Raw genomic sequence first — 19149 nt, 5'->3', positions numbered from 1 at the left:
CCCACACCTATAAGGCGGGCGATTTCAAGAATCACTTGTTAGAGTTCCTCTTTCCGCCAGTTAACTTGGAGGAGTCCCCCAAAGGGTAACTGCTCTTTAGTAAGGGTGAGTACTTGCGAACTTTGAGCAGGATTTGAACCTCTACTCATTTTATTTATGTAAACATTTAAGAGAAAGAATGAAATAAAAATCAATAATAATCAATTCAATAATGTGCCTATAAATCTTATTTTTTGGAATTTTTAGATACAGCAATCACAGTGACAAAGGCAGTATAAGAACTCACCTGGTACATCATTCATTTCAAAGCCTTAATCAAAGCTTTGATCCCAATTAAACAACTTTTCTTAAAGCCTTCATAGATTCTACTTGATTTTTAGTGTCTTGTTTGGTAACTTTGGTTATGCAACTAAAGCTGAGTACGTAACCGTACTCTGTTGTCGCTTTTTATTAAAATACGTATATACGTATATACGTAAGAAAGCGATCGCAACGAGAAAAACCTCTTGATACCGTGATTGGGTGTGTCTCATTTTTGCTATCGGTCGCAATGAGGTTATGGGGGTATCTACCGGATTTTCCAGAGGTGAAGATTCATTCTTCTTGAATACCTACTTTTTTGGAGGGCTGTGGTACTTACACTGACTGCCCTAAATCTGTAGCGTAAATTTCATGATTCATTAAGCGCATACTTTTTAGTGTGAGCAAGGATAGATCCAGTTAAGTTAGCTCATTTATGAATAGGCAATAGAATAGCAAGTTAGTGTTTGTTTTAGCTATATATATTGGGGTAAATCTAGTAAACCTACGCTTTGAGGCAAAGTAGGTGACACTCCTGAGATCTTGCACCCAACAGGAGCCAGAGGCTCTAATATCTCGTTACCAGGTTGAACCTGGTAACGAGGGTTTGGAGGCTTCGCCTCCTTACTGTTGCAACTCTTGCAATTTTAAGACGGAAAAGCAAAATTCATATGGCTTGTCCGCATCTTGAGTGTGGGTAATGACAAAATATGATTCATCCGCTACATATACCTCTAAATGTATAGTAAATTATTTAATATAGGATGTTGAAATCATTGCAGTATCAAGCTGGACAACTCAGTGATTTGCTAGAGGATCTACAAAGTACAGGGAAGAGTGGATCTGTTTGCATCAATGCAATTGTAAATTCTGAGCAAAAGCCAAGATTGCGTGTTGTCTTTTTGAACAACGGCAAGATTGTTTACGGTGGGTCAAAAATAGTTAATAATCAAGAACTTGCTAGAAGAATTGGGATTAAGTTAAGTCATGACTGGGCTAACGTTGCTGTTGGATATGCAGCGCAAAAATTACAAAATCCATCATCTTTTCGAGAACTTTTAGAGCAAATCGTGCGGATACGAGTGTTTAAGTGGGAAGAGATTGAAACCTGTATCCATACTCAATTTGTGCAAGTGTTAGAACAAACATTGCCCTATCCAGGAAAGTTAGAGTTAGATCCCACAGCTCAGATTGATCTAAGTTATGGAAAAGATGCTCACGGTTTGGAATGGAATAAACTGATCCAAGATGTTGCTCACCGCCAGCACCAATGGACTGCACTTGCTTCTGTTATTCCCAGCATGGAGGCGATTCCTCAACTGTTACCAGGTTGGCGAACAGTAAAAACAAGCATTGGGCAGCAGGATTTATACAAGTGGGTGGATGGTAGGCGATCGCTCATAGATATCGCCGAACAATTAGACCAAGACCCTCTAGATATAGCACGAAGCTATAGATCGTGGGTAGCATCGAGCTGGATAACTTTTGGGCAGCACACACCTCTGGTTCAAACAGTTTCTCATGTTGAAGAGCAACGTCCAGTTATTCTAAGTGTTGATGACAGTCCTGTGGTGCAAATTTTAATTAAGCGGGCTTTGGGAGAACGTTATCAAGTTCTTTTTTCAGATAACGCTTTGCAAGCGCTGAGTTTGATGAATACCAATCCTATTGCACTGTTGCTGTTGGATGTCACCATGCCAGATATTGACGGCTTAGAGTTCTGCCGTACAGTACGCAGTATTCCAAAATTCAAGAATTTACCTATTATTATGGTCACGGCACGAGATAAATTCTCTGATAAACTTAGAGGTCAAATTGCTGGAACAACTCATTATTTAACCAAGCCCTTTGAACCTCACAATTTACTTGAAATTGTGGAAAAATTTGTGGGCGAAAGACGAGAAACTTTAAAAGCTGTCTCTTCCAAATATAACTTTAGATAACAAAGTTTTGCAAGCTTTTCAGTTTAATTTTGTATTGTTACCTATCCTTTTATTATCTCAAATTGTATTCAAATAAGTGCCGTCTGACCATTGACAGTTAATTGTTAACAGTCAACATCAAGAGTAAAAAACTGCAATGGAGAACAAAAAATACCTGACATTTCGTATACATGATTTGCACTATGGAATCGAAGCAGCGCTGGTTCAAGAAATTTTTCCGATTCCGGAACTGATACCTGTTGTTGAAGCAAGTACCGATATTATCGGCATCCTCAATTTGCGGACGCAAATTGTGCCAGTAATACATCTTGATTGGCTTCAAGGATATCCCCCGAAAGTTTGCTTTCTTAGCGACTACATCATTATTTTAGGGTGGGAGGGCTTGCAAATTGGCATACTAGTTCACGAGGTAAAGGAAATGTTAGAACTAGATGATGAAGTCATTGAAACAGCGCCTTCTGATGGATTCCTTTGTGATATCAACACGACATTTCTTACTGGTATCGCCAATATAGATTCAGAAACAATTTTTTTGCTTGATTCCAAGAAATTAGTTCGTCAACCAGATATTTTAGTCACCTTGATTTGGGATGCACAAAGCCAGTTGGAGATGATAACAGGTGATGACCAACAACAAAATTATCACGAATACCAACAGATTGAGGAATTCCAAACACCAAACTTTTATGACTTATTTTGTCCGCATGCAACTCCTGAAGAAAGAGTTATTTTCCGACAGCGGGCTCTTGATCTCAGGCAATCATTAGAAGACTTAGAGGTGACAAACAAGCTGATGCCTTTAGCAGTGATAGGCATTGGTGACGAGTACTATGGGCTAGACTTAGAACTGGTGCGGGAATTCACTGATATTGACAATTTGACACCAATTCCCTGTTGCCCAAACCATATTATTGGCAATATGAATTTGCGTGGAGAAATTGTCACCTTAGTTGATATTAGAAATGTTCTGAATTTGCCAATCAGCCCGATTAGAGTTGGTTCTAAAGCCGTGGTGGTTCAAGTTGATGATATTCTTGCCGGATTACCTGTCGATAAAGTTTTGGAGGTGGTTAATCTCAACCCTGCTGAAATCAAACCTTTGCCCACAATAAAACTCACGGGCGATGCACAGTACCTTCAAGGAATAGCTTTCTTTGAAGAAAAAATGCTGATTGTCCTAGATTTACCTAAAATCCTGATTCAAGGAGGACTGGTAGTGAATGAACAAATTTAGTGTGACCGACAATTCGTATTAAGTATAACTCAAAAAAATGACTCAATTCTCAATTATTTTATAGATATCACCCAGAAGGATATGAACATATGTTGGCAAAATTAAAGTTAAGAGGTCGAATTTTATTGGGGTATTCATTTCCGCTGTTCTTATTGATAGTGATTAGCGCTCTAGCTTTTGGAAATTCTCGAAGATTCGATCAATCCTTCAAACAAGTGGAAGATGCCAAAACCGCATCTGGTGAAGCATCTAAAGCAACGCTGGGTCTATCAAGGATGGAACGGGCAACACGCGGCTTCTTAATATTTAGTGATACTGAAAATCTCGAAGAATCCTTTAACACAGGGGTATCTGACTATAAGAAATCCCTGGACGCTGCGGAAAAAGTTGTTTTCAACCCACAGCAGAAAGAGCGATTGACAAAAATTCGTCAACTTGGACAGCAAATCGAGCAATCTGGTCGAGAGACTATTACTTTGGTAAAAACAGGTAAGAGAGATCAGACACTCAAAACATTTCAAACAGAAAAAACTAGACCGTTTATTCAAAACGCTGAAGCGTTGCAGAAAGAGTTTGAACAGGAGCAAGACAAAATTATTCAAGCATCGATTAACGAAGTCAAACAGGCAACTGTCTTGATACAAATTATTGCCGGTTTGGGTACATTGCTAGCTGCCTCTATCTCCCTAGTCATTTCTTATGCCCTCTCGTCCAGTATTGCTAAGACAATCCAAGACGCCTCTAATGCGGTTGCATCTTCGACAAAAGACATTACTAGCACAGTCAACGAACAGGAACGCACCATCTTGCAGCAGTCTTCCTCAGTGAATGAAACCACAGTGACTATTGAGGAAGTGGGAACTTATTCGCTCCAATCCGCCCAAAAAGCCGAAGTTTCTGCTTCTGGGGCGCAGAAAGCCTTAGAACTGGCTGAGTCAGGAACGAAAACAGTGGGTGTGACGATGGACGGTATCTCGGAACTGAAAGACCAGGTGATTGCGATCGCCAACCAAATTGTTCGTCTTTCTGAGCAAACAGGACAAATCACCACAGTTTCTGACATCGTCGCAGATTTGGCGACCCAAACAAATATGTTGGCTCTCAACGCAGGCGTAGAAGCAGCGCGTGCGGGTGAGCAAGGCAAAGGCTTTGCCGTCGTGGCTGGCGAAATTCGTAAACTGGCTGATCAAAGCAGGAAATCAGCTGACCGAATTCATATTTTGGTCAACGAAGTGCAAGCAGCAATTAACTCCACTATCATGGTGACTGATGAAGGCACCAAGAAAGCGACGCAAGGAATCAAGTTAGCAGAAGAAACAGGTGATGTGTTTATAAACATCGCCGACGCTGTTAACATGGTGTTCCTTAACAACCAAGAGATTGCCATGACAGCTAAACAGCAAGCTGTTGCGGTGCAAAGGGTTGTCGCAGCGATGAATGCTATCAACTTAGAGGCAAAAGAAACAGCCATTGGCATCTCCCAGGTGAAAGAAGCTACCGAAGACCTCAGTGAAGCGGCTCAGAATCTTCAGGCTATGCTGTAACAAAACAAAACAAAATCATTCATCAAAACAGCTTTAAAGCCATGATGATAGAAGACGAAGAACTGCGATCGCTGTACAAAGCAGCCAGTGCCGAACGCATACAGAAAATCGAAGCAGGGTTGCTGCATCTCGAAAAAAATCCCCAAGACAAGGGCAAACTCGAAGGATTACTCCGAGAAACCCACTCCCTCAAAGGTGATTCCCGGATGTTGGGGGTCAAAGATGTGGAAACCCTCACCCACCAAATCGAAGAAATTCTGGGATCCGTTAAGCAGGGTGAGCGAGTTTTTACTTCCGAACTCTACGAATGCCTTTCTCAAGGACTAGATGCTATTCGTAAAATTGCCCATGAAGCCGTTACCGGACAACCAGCAGGAGTCAGCGTCTTCCATATCCTAGCTCAACTTATGAGAGGTGAGTCTAGTGATGCATGGTCGGAAATTCCAGAAACCGTACCAGAAAACATGGCTGAATCAGAGGAGGATTCCTCTACCTTCCCCTTTGCACAGTCCTTGGTCTTCGATGATGCCGAATCAGAGGAAGATTCCTCGACCCTGGCAGAACCACCAACGGTATTCAATAATGCAGTTGAAACTAGTGAATCCACGGTAGCGAGCGCAGACACTTTTGCGGCAGAAAGCGACTACCAAATTGACACTATCCGCGTTGAATCCCAAAGGCTCGATAAGCTCTTGACACAAGTGGGTGAACTGGTGGTTACCAAAGGTCAGATTGCAGACCAACTTGTTGAAATTGACGAAATGATCACCCTATGGGAAGAGTTGAACCGACAAGCCTTTGTGATCCGTCAAGCATATAGAGACCTAGAGCGACGCGGGCTAGGTAGTCAAGTGCAACAGATGCAAAATTCCTGCTCCTTAACAGAAAACCGCCTCAAGCAACTGGGAGAGTATCTCAATCGACTCCAGAAGAAAGCGTTTGACTATACTGCCAGACTCGAAATCATATCCAATGAACTTCAGTCGGGAGTCACCTCTGTGCGACTACTGCCATTATCCACCATTTTTCATCTGTTTCCTCGCACGGTACGAGATTTGGCTAAGCAGCAAGGCAAAGAAGTTGATCTTCAAATCGTTGGTGAACAGATTAGTGTAGACAAGCGGATTATTGAAGAGATGAAAGACCCGCTGATGCACATCCTCCGTAATGCTATAGATCATGGCATCGAAACACCCCAAGAGCGTTCAAAATTTGGCAAGGTCCCTACAGCAACAATTCACTTGAGGGTGTACCAAACTGGCAACACCGTGAGTATTGAAGTTTCAGATGATGGACGCGGTTTGGATATCGAAGCCATTAAACTGGCAGCTATGCGCCGTGGGATTCGCTCTGAAGCAGAACTGGCAGCTATGTCAACGGCGGAGATTCAGGCATTGATATTTGCCCCTGGTTTCTCCACCCGCACAGCAGTCACTGAGATTTCCGGCAGAGGAGTCGGTTTGGATGTCGTGCGTGCCAACGTCGAACGACTCAAAGGAACCATCCAAGTAGAATTTACTCCAGGCAAGGGATGTTTATTTCGCATCACGCTCAGTAGCATATTCGCAACGACCCATGTCTTGATTGTGCAGGTGAACCAAAATTCCTATGCCATCCCTGTAGAATTTGTGGAAACAATGCTGTTGGTTTCTCCTCAGGAAATCTTTGCGGTGGAAGGGAGCCAAACCTTCCCCTTCCAAGGACAGCCTGTCTCGGTTGCTTGGCTTGCAGATTTATTAGGCTTACCTGTCAAAGTGCCTGCATCAACCCAAGCTTTGAACGTTGGCATCAAAAGCATTCCCTGTGTTATTCTGCAGCTTGGTTCCGAGCGTTTGGGACTGCTAGTAGACAGTGTCTTGGAGCTACAGGACATTGTCTTGAAGCCACAGAGTCATTTGCTGAAGAGAGTTTGCAATATATCCGGTGCCACAATTCTCGGTACGGGAGAAGTTTGCATGGTGCTCAATCCTCCAGATTTGTTCAAGTCAGCTAAGAAGACAGTTGTTTCTATTACAGTTAAGGAGTTAACCGAAAAAGCACAAATCAAACAGAAAATTCTTCTGGTTGAAGATTCCATTCCCATTCGTACCCAAATGAGGCGGATTTTGGAAAGTGCTGGTTACGAAGTCACTGCTGCTATAGACGGTCAAGACGGCTTTAACAAACTCAGGGAAAGCCAATTCGATGCTGTGATCTCGGACATCCAAATGCCAAATGTGGATGGGCTGGAACTGACTGCTAAAATTCGGGAATTACCAGAGTACAAGGAATTGCCTGTCATTTTGGTGACAACGATGGCATCCGAGGAGGACAAGCGCCAAGGCGCACAGGTGGGAGCAAACGCTTACATCACCAAAGGCGAATTCGAGCAAGGAGAGTTTTTAGATACATTAAGGAAGTTCGTATAAATGAGTATACGCCAAAAGAAAGTGGTTCTGGTTGAGGATTCCCCTGTTGCTCTGGAAATTCTCCAACGATTACTAAATTCCTCACCAGAGGTGGCTGTGGTTGGTACAGCACGCGATGGTGAGGAGGGTCTGGAAGTGATTACCAAGACCCAGCCGGATGTGATTTGTACAGACCTGATGATGGAAAATATGGATGGTCTGGAGTTGACCAAGCGTGTCATGGCTCAAGACCCGCGACCAATTTTGGTGATTAGCAATTTTGTCCAAAACACCGACATCGACACTATCTTTCGTCTGTTGCAAGCCGGTGCTGCAGATATTTTCCCCAAACCAACCACTGGTTCGCCGACTGACTACGAGAAAATCAGAGCAGCGTTGATTGCCAAAATTAAAGTCCTTTCGAGTATGAAAGTGGCTGCCAAACCGCAACAAGAAAAACAGCCGTTGACTCCTCCTGGGTCGCCGACAACATCTGGGTCGTCCTTAAAAGCTGAAACACCAGTAACAAATGTGACTCTTTCCTTCAGGGTGATCTGTATAGGGGCTTCCACACGAGGTCTTCAAGCTATCCAAAAGATTTTGGGCAAACTGCCGGCTGATTTCCCATTGCCGATTATTTGTACCTTGCACGTAGGTGAAGGCGTTTTGTCAAAATTGGTGGATTGGTTGTCCTTGGAGTGTAAGTTGAGAATCAAAGTTGCTGAAATTGGTGAGTCCCCTGAACCAGGAACAGTTTATTTTGCTCCAGAGAAGAATCATCTTGAATTAGACTCTCGAGGCAAGTTTATTTATTCAAGAGCTGTACCAGGAGAAAAGCATTGTCCCTCGATTACAGTTATGTTTAAATCTATGGCTAGCTTCTATGGCAAAACAACCGCTGGGGTTTTATTAACTGGGCTTGGTCATGACGGTGTACAAGGCTTACAGGCAATTTCTCAAGTAGGAGGTCTGACAATCGCCCAAGATGACAATGGTGTGGCGTTTGGCATGGTGAAAGAGGCACTGGCACTCGGTGCTGCTCAACATTTGCTTCCCATTGAAGACATCCCCCCTTTCTTACTCTTATTTTCTTTGAACAAATAGTTAGTTAACGACCCAACCAAGTCTTGATCACGTCAAGAAGACTGGAACCACCCCAAATTAACGCAAATAAAATTGAGGTAGTTAGAATTGCACCCATCACACAAAGGACTAAACCACTGAGACTAATAGCACCATCATCTTCTAGCAAACCAAAGCCAGTCACGAAAATTCCCATTGCGGGTAGAGTATTTGTTCCCGGAATGGGAATCATCATCGAAATTGCCATCAGAGCGATCGTACTGCCAATCGTCACTCTACCTGGTACAGTCGTACAGATATAGGTCATACGGGGACGAGCGAGGGCTTCAATCCTTCGCAACCAAGGTAGCCCTGCTTTCAAAAACTTCTGGACAGTTTCCAGCTTGATCGGATGATTCATCATCCGTTGTGGTAGCCAAGGGCTTTTAGAACCCACGAGCAACTGCATCGCTAGTAAAAAAATCAGGATACCAAAAGGAACAGAGTAACCAGGCGCAGGAACTGGCAAAGCTGAAGGTAAAGACAGGATAACGAACAAAAAACCAAAAATTCGTTCTCCTGCTAGCAGCAGAATGTCTGCCAACTTAACTTGTGATGGTCGCTCTTCTTCAAAAAAAAAGCGCTGTAATTCGTTAGAAAGTCTAGCCATAAAATACCGAAATTACCTTGTTCTAGAAACTTAGTACAGAAATACCACTCAAGACTTCAACACTCACAAGCCAAAAGTAGTAAGTGCCTTAGGTAGAGATTATTTCTAACTTTGCACCAATGATACAGTGAGAAGCGCTTAACGCACCTGTTTATACGACTGCCACTTCAATGTCCGTTCATCTTATTTTCTTTGACAAGATGAATAATTGATGGCACTAAAGAAACAACAATAATTAATCCAATAATTGGTAACAAAAACTTATCTACCTGTTCGGCAGGTAAGGATTTTCCTAAGAAAAATCCTAACAGAGTGATGCCGAATGTCCAAAGTAAGCCGCCAATTAAGTTATAGGACATAAATGTACGATAATCCATCGCACCAATTCCAGCAACAATCGGCGCAAAAGTCCGCACGATAGGCACAAATCGCGCTAAAACAAGTGTTTTCTTACCATGCTTTTGATAAAAATTTGTTGTTTTTACCAAATGTTTTTTATGAAATAACCATGAATCTTCTTTCTGAAAGAGCCTACGACCAAATCTGTGTCCAGTTGCATAACCCACATTATCGCCAAGGACTGCACAGAGAAAAGTGCCAATTACGAGAACCCAGATGTTAAGTAGTTTCTGAGATGCTACGAATCCAGCAGTGAACAGCAAACTATCACCTGGTAGAAAAAAGCCAATCAGTAAGCCAGACTCAGCAAAAATAATTCCCCATACTCCAAAGTAGCCCAGTGATTTTATTATTTGTACTAAATCAAAATGCATAGAAAATCCTTTCATTCAATAACTTATTTAACACAAAATTTAAAGGAATATCAGAATTTTTTTGACTTTAACTGATTTCTCACGCTTTTTCATTGCATATACCAAAGGCAGAGAACACAATGCCAATATACGTAGGAGCACAGCAAGGCGAGCGTACCCCTACGGAAAACCTGCGTTCTACCTAATTGAAAACTCCTGTATTAGCCAGAATGTTCCTAGACCGTTTTAGTGCGTAAGTTCTGCATCTGTGAATGAAACGTAAGTATTCGAGTGAGCTAACATATGTAATACTAATTGTTAGATTATCTAACTGATGGAGGCAAATTTCATCCGTGGTGCAACTGACTATCACTGAGGCTGCATTGCAGGCGTACGACCTGAGTCGCAAATTTGGCAAATTTACTGCAGTCGATGCCTTGAGTTTCACTATAGAAGTCGGTGAGGTGTTTGGCTTGCTAGGACCGAACGGTGCAGGCAAGAGTACAGTAATTAAGATGTTGACAACTCTGCTGCCCCCTAGTTCAGGACAGGCAGTCATAGCTGGATTTGACGTGACTCATCAAGCGCCAGCAGTGAGGCGACTCATTGGATATGTCCCCCAAGCACTTTCTTGTGATGGCAATTTAACAGGTTATGAAAATCTGCTGATTTTTGCCAAGCTGTACGATATTCCCCGGACAAAACGCGAACATCGAATCCGGGAGGCTCTATTATTTATGGGTTTGCAGGATGTCGCCCACAGACTCGTGCGAAACTACTCTGGTGGCATGATCCGCAAGCTGGAAATTGCTCAGTCAATTCTGCATCAGCCTAAAATTCTGTTTCTTGACGAGCCAACTGTAGGACTAGACCCGATCGCACGCAATCAGGTGTGGGAGCTTGTGCAACAACTCCTTGAGAATTATGGCACGACTGTACTGTTAACTACTCACTTTTTAGAAGAAGCAGATAGCTTATGTGACCGAGTCGCAATTATGCATCGAGGCAAAATCGTTGTAACTGGTACACCCACAGAATTGAAAGCTTCTTTGGCTAAGAGTAATGCAACTTTAGATGATGTGTTTATCCACTACACAGGTGACCAACTAGCATCAGGAGTCAACTACCATGAGACATCGAGAATCAGACGCGCTGCACGTCGGTTGGGCTAACGGACGCTCTCGTTCAGCAAATTTACTGGCTGCCATCTCCGACCTGATAACAAAGACACTCGTGATTGTCGAACTGGAAGTACGCAAGCTATTGCATGATCCAAGCGATATATTTTTGCGTACAGCGCAACCTGCATTGTGGCTTCTGATTTTTGGACAAGTCTTTAGCCGCATTCGTGCCATTCCCACGAATGGCTTGCCATATCTGGACTTCATGGCTGCTGGAATTTTGGCTCAAAGCGTGCTATTCATGGCAATTTTCACAGGTGGTATGGCAATTATTTGGGAAAAAGACTTAGGAATAGTTCATAAATTCCTGGCTAGTCCCACTCCCCGCGTAGCTATGGTACTGGGCAAATCTCTATCTTCTGGGGTGCGAAGTCTACCTCAGATAGTGATTATTTATGGATTATCACTGCTGCTGGGTGTCAAGTTGAATTTCAATCCGCTCGCCATTATGGGAGTTGTGCTGATTGTAGTTATGGGAGCAGTCTGTTTCTCGACCTTTTCACTAATCATTGGATGTCTTGTGAAAACAAGAGAACGCTTTACAGGGATTGGGCAGTTAATGACTATGCCATTGTTCTTTGCGAGCAATGCGATCTACCCCATTTCGCTGATGCCAAAATGGTTGCAGATGATTTCACACCTTAATCCGTTAACATATCAGGTTGATGCTCTTAGAGGTACAATGTTGGCAAATGGCACAAGCACATATGGGTTTGCTGTGGACTTTACAGTTCTGCTAGTTGCAATTGTGGTTATGACGGTCATTAGTGGACGACTGTATTCACGCGTGGTTATGTAGTGGTTATGTAACTTATTCGACGCAGACTCATGCGATTTTTTCTTTGCCTTCAGTTCTAAGTCATACCAAGTCCGTTTAAACACTCATCATTACCAACCAGAGTGCAAACCCCACCACGCCAGTCGCCTCAACGGGGGGAACCCCCCTTCGGGTTCGCAGTCCCCTACGGCGGGAAACCCGCCTGCAGGGCTGTCTCACCGCACGGCGCTGGCTCCCCAACCCCTCCCCTTGTAAAGGGGAGGGGCGGTTTTGGCGTAAGGCAAAGCCGGGGTGGGGTTCTGGGGGAATAGACACTAATCAACCGGACTTGATATTACTGCAAGTTTTAGCGTTTTTCTTAACGGAAATCTATGTATCGTAGGTAAAGCATCTGCTCTACCTATGATTTTGCTGTGTTCTGATTGTAATAAAAGTGGCAGCAGAGGTTAAGAGATTGTTATCTCTAAGGTAGAATGACAACTTTGCATCGTTAAACTTGCAATGAGTTAGGAAAAATAACAATAAAATGAGCTTAAAGCAAACTTCTCAAAAAACAACCTCAAAAGATTGTGCGGCTAAGGTAATGGAAACAATTCCATTGGTTATGCGAGCAATCCGAGCAGATATGCGTGCTATAGGCTCTACTACCTTGTCCGTCCCTCAATTCCGGACGCTCGCATTTTTAGATCGTAATCCTGGTGCTTCACTTTCTGACCTTGCCGAACACTTGGGAGTGACTCGTGCGACAGCCTCAGCAACTATAGAGCGGCTTGTTCAGCGCAACTATGTGCATCGCAATGATCACCCCCAAGAACGGCGGCGTATTGTCCTCAAGCTGACTGAAGACGGGCTGCATCACTTGGAACAAGCTCGCAAACAAACTCGCGATCGCATTGCTGATCTCTTCACTCACCTCACACAAGAACAAATTCTTCAGATAGAAGAAGGATTGATTTTATTAAAACAAGTATTTGAACAAACTGTAGAACAGAAAGAAAACGAGTAGGCGCGAGCAAAAAGTTTGACGTAGATGAGATAATAAAAGCATTGAACCTAGTTTTGCCCTGATTGTTCTTCAGCTTGAGAAACAGATACCTAAAAGTACTAAGATTATTCTGGAGCGCTGCCATAGAGGCTGAGCTGGAGTATCGTATCAACTTCCTCTTAGCAACCTTGAGCAGCTTGGGTAATCTTGCAGGCAGTCTCTTCGGGCTATTCTTGTTTTACGGTAACGGCTACACCTTTTCAGGGTGGTCATGGGAAGCAGCTTTGGTAGTTTTGGGAATTTTTACCCTGCTGCAAGGTTTTTCTGCAACTTTCCTTGCCCCAAACTTAAATAGCATTGTCCGCCATGTACAGGAAGGTACACTGGACTTTGTGCTACTCAAACCCATCCGTAGCCAGTTTTGGCTTTCCACCCGTACCGTTTCACCTTGGGGACTGCCAGATATCATCTTTGGGAGTATCATAATTGGCTACGCAGGTAGAAAACTTGGTTTAGGAATACACGACTACCTGATCAGTGCAATTCCCCTGAGTTTTGGCTTGGTCATTCTTTACAGTTTGTGGTTCATGCTAGGAGCCACGAGTATTTGGTTTGTCAAAATTTACAACGTCACCGAAGTCCTGCGGGGTTTTTTGGAAGCTGGGCGATATCCGATGGTAGCATATCCTACTGCATACCGCTTTTTCTTCACGTATGTTGTTCCTGTCGCTTTTTTAACAACTATACCTGCGGAAGCGATGCTAGGTAGGGGTCAAATCGGTTGGGTAGTAGGCGCAGGTGTGTTGGCGATCGCACTGTTTTTTGTTTCCTCCAGGTTTTGGCAGTTTGCGTTGCGGTTTTATACGAGTGCTTCGAGTTAAGGAACACCTAGGAGCGAATACGCCACTGGCATCAAATGATAATTTTGTCCTGATATCAAGCGAGAAAATACGGTTATTTTTATAATAACTGCATGACACCATCGCTTTGAGGTTCAAGATGGCAGGACAATGCAACATTAGACTTACCATTGCTCAGATAGCAGAGCAATTTGTAGCAGGCAAGGAGCTTGCAAATGGCTAAGTTTGCCCTGCTGATTGGGGTGAGTGAGTACGAGATGGGTCTTACCCCGTTGCTTGCAGCTATAAATGATGTGGAGGCAATGCAGCGAATTTTGCAGCATCCAGAGATTGGTGGTTTTGATGAGGTAAAACCGCTCTTCAATCCGGAACGACAGGCGATGGAGGAAGCGATCGAAACTTTGTTTTCAGGTCGTCAAAAAGATGACTTAGTGCTGCTATTTTTCTCTGGTCATGGAATCAAGGATGAGAGCGGCAAGCTTTACTTCGCCACTCGCAACACCCGCAAAACTGACAAAGGAGAACTTGTTAGATCAACAGCAGTGGCAGCTAGCTTTGTACATGACATCATGAGCAATAGCCGCCCCAAACCCAGACAGCAGGTAGTGATTCTTGATTGTTGCTTCAGTGGTGCGTTTGCTGAGGGTATGTCAGCTAAATCAGCTAAAGATGATGGTTTTGTAGATGTCAAAAACCAATTGGGTCAAGAGGGGCGGGCTGTTCTCACATCTTCGACTTCAACTCAATACTCTTTTGAACAGCAAGGAGCCGATATTTCAACTTATACCCGCTATATAGTTGAGGGGCTGGAGACTGGTGCAGCAGATCGGGATCAAGATGGTTGGATCTCTGTTGATGAATTGCATGAGTATGCCAAACAAAAAGTCCAAGAAGTTGCTCCTGCAATGAAACCGGAGATATATGCCATCAAAGAAGGCTATAAAATCAAGCTTGCCAAAGCACCCATTGGTGACCCAAAGCTGATATATCGTCGAGAAGTTGAGTATTGGGTCAAGGGCGGCGACGGCGAGATTTCTTTTACTGGTCGCACTACATTGGACGAGAAACGAAATACGTTGGGACTACCATCTCAAGATACTGCCGCAATTGAGGCTCAAGTTTTAGAACCTATCAAAGTCTACAAGCAAAAATTGCAGCGATATGAGCAGGCGTTACGTACGGAAATTGAACGTGGGTTTCCTCTCAGTGATAGAACTCGCGCTGATTTGACACGTCTTCAGCAAGCGTTAGGACTAAGAGATGAAGATATAGCCCTAATTGAAGCTCCTATAATTGCGGAACAGCAACCTTCAACACCAGGGAATCCAACTCCTCACCCCTCCAGAAAGAAAAATTTTCTCTTATTCATGGCATTGTTCATTGGAGCAGTCAGTTGCTTTGGGGCAGGCTTTTGGTTTAACCACAAATCAAATCAACCTTTGATACCAGGCATTGCATCTTGTCAAAATAATGCACAACCAGAAACAGGGTTAAAGATTAGTTTGGGTGACAAAATTTTACTCAAAGGAGATACGAATCCGGATAAACAAGCCGGAATTCAGGCATTTGCTAAGAACGATTTTCAGACTGCTATCGATAAATTCACATTATATCGGAAAACGTGCCGTCTTGACCCAGAAGGATTGATTTACTTGAACAATGCTCAAGCTGGTAAGAAGGGTAATTCCCTCAAAATTGCCGTGAGCGTACCTATTGGTAGTAATACGAATGTAGCAAAAGAGATACTGCGCGGTGTAGCTCAGGCTCAAAATGAGGTGAATCAAAGTGGTGGAATTAATGGCAAGCTCTTGCAGGTAGCGATCGCTAACGATAATAATGACCAAACCCATACCCCACAGCTTGCTGATCAGTTTGTTAAAGATCCTAGTATTTTGGCTGTAGTGGGACATAATGCCAGTAATGCTTCTATAGCTGCTGCTCCTGTGTATCAACAGGGAGGGTTAGTCATGGTTGCTCCCACTGGTTTTGCCAAAAGCCTCTCAAACATGGGCAACTATATATTCCGCACTGCTCCTAGAATTGACTTGATAGCAAATAGATTATCTGATTATACCATTAAGACAGCTAGCAAAAGCAATATTCTTATTTGTGTGGATTCCAAAGCGGTGGATAATCAATCGCTTACGGAAGAGTATACCAAAGCAATCACGACTGCTGGTCGCAGAGTTAATTCGACAAAATGTGATCCTTCAGCCTCCAAATTCAACCCCAGTGAAGTCATTGATCAAGCTATCCGCAGTGGTGCAGATGGCTTACTATTATCTCCCTACATAGACAGAATTCAGGAAGCTCTAACGGTAGCAAGATCTAATCAAGGACGATTGGCGCTATTTAGCAGTCCCACACTGCTCACAGATCAAACTTTAAAGGAGGGCAAAGCCGATATCAATGGCATGGTACTCGCTGCACCTTGGCATCCCGCAGCAATTGCTGGTAATCCCTTCGGGCAAAAAGCTCAAGAATTTTGGGGTGGACCAGTAAATTGGCGAACGGCGACGGCTTATGATGCAACTAAGGCTATTATTGCTGGTCTGCAGCAAAGCAACACTCGCGATGAATTGAAAGACGTGCTGCACAAACCAGATTTTTCAGTCAATGGCGCAACCGGAACGATTAAGTTTTCATCATCAGGCGATCGCATTGACAATCCCATCTTCTTAGTCAAAGTTCAGCCAAAACCTGGCACTCCCACAGGCTATGACTTTGTGCCGCTTAAACCTTAAGCACAACGCAGAATAAGAATGGAAAAACTTTTACCCATAACGATATTTATTAAAGTTCAATTTTGCTAACGTGCGATCGCATTCCTAACCCAAGTGCGATCGCACTTAATCTTTCACTTACAGCAGCTCAATAAACTCATCAACACTCAAACCTACCTGTCGAATGATAGCTCGTAATGTTCCTTTATCCAATTCGTCATGATTCGGGACAACAACTTCGGCAAACGGCTCAACCTAACGTAAAATAATGTGGCTTCCCCGTTGCGCAAGACGTGAAAACCAGCTTTTCTCAGTGCTTTAATGCATTCCTGACCAGAAATTATGGGCAACTTGCTCATACATCGACTAAAACTGTTTCCAAGTTGTCTTGTGGAATAGGGCGACCTTCTTCTTTAAGTACTTCAATATAAAGTTCAATGGCTTCCTTGATGTTGGTAACAGCTTCTTCTTTCGTTTTCCCTTGACTGATGCAAGCAGGTAAGCTAGGGCATTCAGCTACCCAATAACCGTCTTCTCCTGGGTAAATAATGACTTGCCTCTTCATTTATCACTCCGATATTTGTTGTGATTATTCAAAAAAAATAATATTTCGTGATGCTTGCTGCACAAGTTCACCTTTCACCACTGCTATTCGCACAAGCTAGCGCAAAGCATTATAGCAATCCTAAATCATTTGTGTGAAAGTGCCTGCGCTTGCGCTTGAGCCTGCTGCTTTGTTTTCTCCTTCGGCTCACAACAAACTTGCCCCTTCGTATTCGTAAAATAACGAGTCGCGGTACAATTCTGAAAAATATAATCCCCTTACCGAAGTTTTTTTGACAATTCATCTTGTCAATGATTCCGGCAACAACGCCCGAAAACTCGCTTGAACAAAATGCATATCAGCAGTGACTGCATCAGTCAAACCTTGCTCCCACATCACCACAAAGGAAATGCAGTCCGTCAAACCCCAAGTTTTGTCAGGACGCTCACTGTAAAGCTGTAACGCACGGGTGAGCAGTGGCGTATCCACCATGACCACTTGCAAATTAGCTGTACGGTAACACTGTTGGATAAATTGCACCGCAGCAGGACGATTGACAGCACCCAAGGCATTACCAACTTCCACCAACACCGCTTCCGTAACCCAAACAGCCGCCGCTGCTCGCACTCTTGGCACAAATGCTCTAGCTATTCCATGATACTGGTCGCGTTTATTCAACAAAGCTTGGATAAATACTGTGTCCAAAAATAAGCGCTCATCACTCATTCCGCGCCTTATCTTAGAAACTACCACATTTTCATACTTGGCGGTGAAATTTTTTCATTGGGACTGCCTTCTTCAAAAGAACCAGTCGCGCAACCAACGGTTTGGGCTAGTACGGCAATTGTTGCACTTAGGAGGACGACAATGCCTAAGGCTCCACGAAGGGTGAGCAACTCGGCAGCGAACCCAATAAGAGGTGGACCGAACAGAAATCCGAAGTAGCCAGTGGTTGTCACCGCCGCCAAAGCCATACTTGGGGCTATTCCAGGCGTGCGCCCAGCTGCACTAAACACCAGTGGTACAATGCAGGAGAAGCCAACACCAACGCAAGCGAAGCCAATGAGCGCAGCAACTGGCTGGGCAATTAGTAAAGATAACCCCATCCCGATAGCAGCCATGATGCCACCAAAGCGTACCATTCTAACTGGGCCGAGACTTTGAGTAAGCCTGTCTCCAATGAGGCGACACACAGCCATAGCTAAGGAGAACACTGCGTATCCAGCAGAAGCTATCCCAGCTCCAGTTTCAAGCGTCCGACTAAGATAGATGGCACTCCAGTCAGCCATTGCGCCTTCTCCGAGGAAGACACAAAATGCTACTACCCCCAGACCAATCAGCGAGCGTGTTGGGAGAACAAACGGTGACCCCTGATTGATAGTGTCAACTTCTGATGGCAACAGCCAACGGGACGCTTTGAGTGCGACCATTCCCAACAAAAGTGCTGCACTAACCAAATGTGGAACGGGAGTCACTCCTAAAGAAGCTACTATACCTCCCCCGCTGCACCCACCAGACCGCCAAGGCTGAACAGTCCATTAAATAACGACATGAGGGGTTGATCGTAACATCGCTCGACCGCAATGCCTTGGGTGTTCATGGACAAGATCATTGCTCCGCCGATAGCGCCTACTACCACCAAGGCACTTGCTAGTAGTGGCAGATTAGGCGCTAATGCTGGTAAGGGCAGTACCATACAGTAGCTCAGCGCCGCTATTTTTGTGACTGAACGACTACCCATGCGAGTGACTAACCATCCAGTTGTTGGCGTACTCAGCAACAAGCCTACGGGCATGCCCAGCAGAGCCAATCCTAGCGCGCCAGTACCCAATCCCAGTTTCTGTTGAACTGCTGGGATGCGCGACACCCAGTTGGCAAATGCTGCACCATAAACAAAGAACATTGCCGCCACCCCCAGCCTAGTGGTTTTTGGCACTGTCGTCTCCACGTGCTTACCTGCCACCAGCCTTCTACTAATAGACATTCTCTACCTTCCATTTCTCTAGGAATCATTATTAGAAATAACTTTAGTTTTTATTGCTTTTTGATTAGAAATTGCTAGAGCTATACCTGCTAAAATTAAAGCCAGACCTAGCAAATTAAAAATACTTAGGTTTTCGAAAAAATTATCCAAGCAGTAATAGTAACAATCACTGGATTTAGCAACAAAAGCAAAGAGATAAATC

At 43.9% G+C, this 19149-nt stretch carries 17 protein-coding genes and 1 pseudogene; 10 read left to right on the top strand and 8 right to left on the bottom strand.

The features are described from left to right. Positions 1-1064: 1064 nt before the first annotated feature. The 5 genes from V5G28_RS10340 (at position 1065) to V5G28_RS10320 (ending at position 8512) form a co-directional block, all read left to right on the top strand. Complete coding sequence (locus tag V5G28_RS10340) at positions 1065-2243, top strand: response regulator (RefSeq protein ID WP_332990721.1); 1179 nt, start codon at positions 1065-1067, stop codon at positions 2241-2243. 136 nt (positions 2244-2379) lie between these two features. Beyond that, positions 2380-3477 carry a chemotaxis protein CheW gene (locus tag V5G28_RS10335; RefSeq protein ID WP_332990719.1) on the top strand — a complete coding sequence of 366 codons (1098 nt, stop codon included), beginning with the start codon at positions 2380-2382 and terminating at the stop codon, positions 3475-3477. Between the two features lie 89 nt (positions 3478-3566). After that, the gene (locus V5G28_RS10330; protein WP_332990717.1) at positions 3567-5021 is read left to right on the top strand and encodes a methyl-accepting chemotaxis protein; all 1455 of its coding nucleotides are present in this window, start codon (positions 3567-3569) and stop codon (positions 5019-5021) included. A 41-nt stretch (positions 5022-5062) separates the two neighbouring features. Further along, on the top strand, positions 5063-7429 hold the full coding sequence (locus tag V5G28_RS10325; protein WP_332990715.1) for a hybrid sensor histidine kinase/response regulator: 2367 nt from the start codon (positions 5063-5065) through the stop codon (positions 7427-7429). After that, positions 7430-8512 carry a chemotaxis protein CheB gene (locus V5G28_RS10320; RefSeq protein WP_096570283.1) on the top strand — a complete coding sequence of 361 codons (1083 nt, stop codon included), beginning with the start codon at positions 7430-7432 and terminating at the stop codon, positions 8510-8512. 4 nt (positions 8513-8516) lie between these two features. Here V5G28_RS10320 and V5G28_RS10315 read toward each other — a convergent pair whose 3' ends face one another. Both V5G28_RS10315 and V5G28_RS10310 read right to left on the bottom strand, forming a co-directional pair. After that, positions 8517-9140, bottom strand: a complete 624-nt coding sequence (locus V5G28_RS10315; protein WP_096570281.1) for an exopolysaccharide biosynthesis protein — start codon at positions 9138-9140, stop codon at positions 8517-8519. A gap of 167 nt (positions 9141-9307) precedes the next feature. Beyond that, positions 9308-9913, bottom strand: a complete 606-nt coding sequence (locus V5G28_RS10310; RefSeq protein ID WP_096571602.1) for a DedA family protein — start codon at positions 9911-9913, stop codon at positions 9308-9310. A gap of 332 nt (positions 9914-10245) precedes the next feature. Between V5G28_RS10310 and V5G28_RS10305 the strand changes: the two genes are divergently transcribed. From V5G28_RS10305 to V5G28_RS10285, 5 genes are all read left to right on the top strand, one after another. Continuing rightward, a complete protein-coding gene (locus V5G28_RS10305; RefSeq protein ID WP_332990710.1) occupies positions 10246-11064 on the top strand; it encodes an ATP-binding cassette domain-containing protein in 819 nt (272 codons plus the stop codon). Further along, the gene (locus tag V5G28_RS10300) at positions 11021-11872 is read left to right on the top strand and encodes an ABC transporter permease (RefSeq protein ID WP_332990708.1); all 852 of its coding nucleotides are present in this window, start codon (positions 11021-11023) and stop codon (positions 11870-11872) included. The genes V5G28_RS10305 and V5G28_RS10300 overlap by 44 nt, the downstream gene beginning before the upstream one ends. A 505-nt stretch (positions 11873-12377) precedes the next feature. Beyond that, positions 12378-12857 (top strand): MarR family winged helix-turn-helix transcriptional regulator, encoded by a 480-nt coding sequence (locus tag V5G28_RS10295; RefSeq protein WP_332990706.1) that lies wholly within the window; start codon positions 12378-12380, stop codon positions 12855-12857. 74 nt (positions 12858-12931) lie between these two features. Then, complete coding sequence (locus tag V5G28_RS10290; protein WP_096571598.1) at positions 12932-13717, top strand: ABC transporter permease; 786 nt, start codon at positions 12932-12934, stop codon at positions 13715-13717. Between the two features lie 194 nt (positions 13718-13911). Further along, complete coding sequence (locus V5G28_RS10285) at positions 13912-16440, top strand: caspase, EACC1-associated type (protein ID WP_332990702.1); 2529 nt, start codon at positions 13912-13914, stop codon at positions 16438-16440. A 117-nt stretch (positions 16441-16557) separates the two neighbouring features. On the opposite strand, the gene V5G28_RS10280 is transcribed toward V5G28_RS10285, so the two are convergent. The 6 genes and pseudogenes from V5G28_RS10280 to V5G28_RS10255 all read right to left on the bottom strand — a co-directional run. After that, entirely contained in the window at positions 16558-16632 is a 75-nt protein-coding gene (locus tag V5G28_RS10280) for a hypothetical protein (protein WP_332990723.1), read from the bottom strand. Positions 16633-16774: 142 nt separating this feature from the next. Next, positions 16775-16984, bottom strand: a complete 210-nt coding sequence (locus tag V5G28_RS10275; protein ID WP_332990700.1) for a type II toxin-antitoxin system HicB family antitoxin — start codon at positions 16982-16984, stop codon at positions 16775-16777. A 279-nt stretch (positions 16985-17263) separates the two neighbouring features. After that, positions 17264-17689 carry a type II toxin-antitoxin system VapC family toxin gene (locus V5G28_RS10270; protein WP_332990698.1) on the bottom strand — a complete coding sequence of 142 codons (426 nt, stop codon included), beginning with the start codon at positions 17687-17689 and terminating at the stop codon, positions 17264-17266. A gap of 20 nt (positions 17690-17709) precedes the next feature. Further along, complete coding sequence (locus tag V5G28_RS10265) at positions 17710-18438, bottom strand: MFS transporter (RefSeq protein WP_336230304.1); 729 nt, start codon at positions 18436-18438, stop codon at positions 17710-17712. A gap of 14 nt (positions 18439-18452) precedes the next feature. Then, positions 18453-18947, bottom strand: a complete 495-nt coding sequence (locus V5G28_RS10260) for a hypothetical protein (RefSeq protein WP_336230302.1) — start codon at positions 18945-18947, stop codon at positions 18453-18455. 18 nt (positions 18948-18965) lie between these two features. Beyond that, a pseudogene (locus V5G28_RS10255) lies at positions 18966-19149 on the bottom strand (hypothetical protein); the annotation flags it as partial.

The organism is Scytonema sp. PRP1, from assembly GCF_036697665.2.
GTDB lineage: Bacteria > Cyanobacteriota > Cyanobacteriia > Cyanobacteriales > Nostocaceae > Kalymmatonema > Kalymmatonema gypsitolerans.
This window is presented reverse-complemented; position numbering and strand designations above follow the sequence as displayed.

Coding starts and splice junctions, on each gene's coding strand:
- V5G28_RS10340 (WP_332990721.1), top strand. CDS start 1,065: ATGTTGAAATCATTGCAGTATCAAGCTGGACAACTCAGTGATTTGCTA.
- V5G28_RS10335 (WP_332990719.1), top strand. CDS start 2,380: ATGGAGAACAAAAAATACCTGACATTTCGTATACATGATTTGCACTAT.
- V5G28_RS10330 (WP_332990717.1), top strand. CDS start 3,567: ATGTTGGCAAAATTAAAGTTAAGAGGTCGAATTTTATTGGGGTATTCA.
- V5G28_RS10325 (WP_332990715.1), top strand. CDS start 5,063: ATGATGATAGAAGACGAAGAACTGCGATCGCTGTACAAAGCAGCCAGT.
- V5G28_RS10320 (WP_096570283.1), top strand. CDS start 7,430: ATGAGTATACGCCAAAAGAAAGTGGTTCTGGTTGAGGATTCCCCTGTT.
- V5G28_RS10315 (WP_096570281.1), bottom strand. CDS start 9,140: ATGGCTAGACTTTCTAACGAATTACAGCGCTTTTTTTTTGAAGAAGAG.
- V5G28_RS10310 (WP_096571602.1), bottom strand. CDS start 9,913: ATGCATTTTGATTTAGTACAAATAATAAAATCACTGGGCTACTTTGGA.
- V5G28_RS10300 (WP_332990708.1), top strand. CDS start 11,021: ATGAGACATCGAGAATCAGACGCGCTGCACGTCGGTTGGGCTAACGGA.
- V5G28_RS10295 (WP_332990706.1), top strand. CDS start 12,378: ATGAGCTTAAAGCAAACTTCTCAAAAAACAACCTCAAAAGATTGTGCG.
- V5G28_RS10285 (WP_332990702.1), top strand. CDS start 13,912: ATGGCTAAGTTTGCCCTGCTGATTGGGGTGAGTGAGTACGAGATGGGT.
- V5G28_RS10275 (WP_332990700.1), bottom strand. CDS start 16,984: ATGAAGAGGCAAGTCATTATTTACCCAGGAGAAGACGGTTATTGGGTA.
- V5G28_RS10270 (WP_332990698.1), bottom strand. CDS start 17,689: ATGAGTGATGAGCGCTTATTTTTGGACACAGTATTTATCCAAGCTTTG.
- V5G28_RS10260 (WP_336230302.1), bottom strand. CDS start 18,947: ATGTCTATTAGTAGAAGGCTGGTGGCAGGTAAGCACGTGGAGACGACA.